Source organism: Bacillus sp. 05T31 (assembly GCF_056396725.1).
Map to the genome: position 1 here is coordinate 1 of NZ_JBFTMA010001033.1, position 1064 is coordinate 1064.

The window sequence follows — 1064 nt, forward strand, 5'->3', positions numbered from 1 at the left end:
GAATGGAAGGTTTTTATATTAAAACTTCAAAATAAAATTATGAATTTGGAGTTTAAAACACAAAATATATCATTTAGCCCTGAATTAACAAAAATTCAAATATTCAAGTTAAAAAAAAGGAACCCAAATATTTCAGATATTCTTATTAATGAGTCACCAGGAAATATAATTGATATTCCTAAAATATAAATAAACATTAAAAACTCATTACAGTAAATAAATGAGTTTAGTTATAGTGATTTTATAAAGCTTACTATACTAAATTATATTTTATGTACGGATATGATAAAGTTCGTGGTGCTAAATTTAAATACGCATAAGTATATAGGAATAAAAAATAAAGTWTRTGTGAAGTRGATAGAAAAAATAAWAGGGTKTTTGAAARTAKRTACTCYATGATGGTTGTACCATCATAGAGTACTATGTGCAATGATAGAATAAGAAAACGAGGTACGAGCTTAGGCGAGATGACATTTTATTGGGTGATGAATATAAATACATGGAATGGACGTAAAACTAACGAACTCGTACAAACTCATAAGTTTTAACGTAGTAGTTGTCACGACATATAAAAGGTGTCATACTATTACTATAAAACTTACAAATAGATGAACTTAAAGCACTTGATTGTTGAATAAAGGCAACGAGTGCTTTTTTATCGTATGGGGAGGCCGTAATTAGATGAGAAAAGATTTAACATGGCCAGTACCAGATGAGCCGGTTTCAGCAGAATATATATATGAAGTGGGTAAGCAGATAGATTTTATATTTCCAAGTGATTATGTAGAGTGTGCTATTACTAATAATGGTTCAGCGGTATTACCATATAAGTTTGAGGTGGATGGAGTAACAAGAGTGTTTGGGACATTGCTCTCTTATGATACGGATAGTAGCGAATATATTGTTAAAGTATATCGTACTTATGCCACTACTATACCTAAAGAGTTAGTTCCTTTTGCTTTTGACCCAGCAGGAAATTTAATATGTTTTGACTATAAAAATGCCAAAAATAACCCTGTTGTGGTATTTTGGGAACATGAGAATGCTGGCGAAAAAGAAATGTT

General features: G+C 30.1%; 1 protein-coding gene and 1 pseudogene. Both read left to right on the forward strand.

Going from position 1 to position 1064, the window contains the following annotated elements; translation table 11 throughout:
* A pseudogene (locus AC1DJR_RS31060) lies at nucleotides 1–189 on the forward strand (DUF4274 domain-containing protein); the annotation flags it as partial.
* 492 nt (nucleotides 190–681) lie between these two features.
* Nucleotides 682–1064, forward strand: a 383-nt coding sequence (locus AC1DJR_RS31065) for an SMI1/KNR4 family protein (protein WP_477004372.1), incomplete at its 3' end; no start/stop codon positions are given.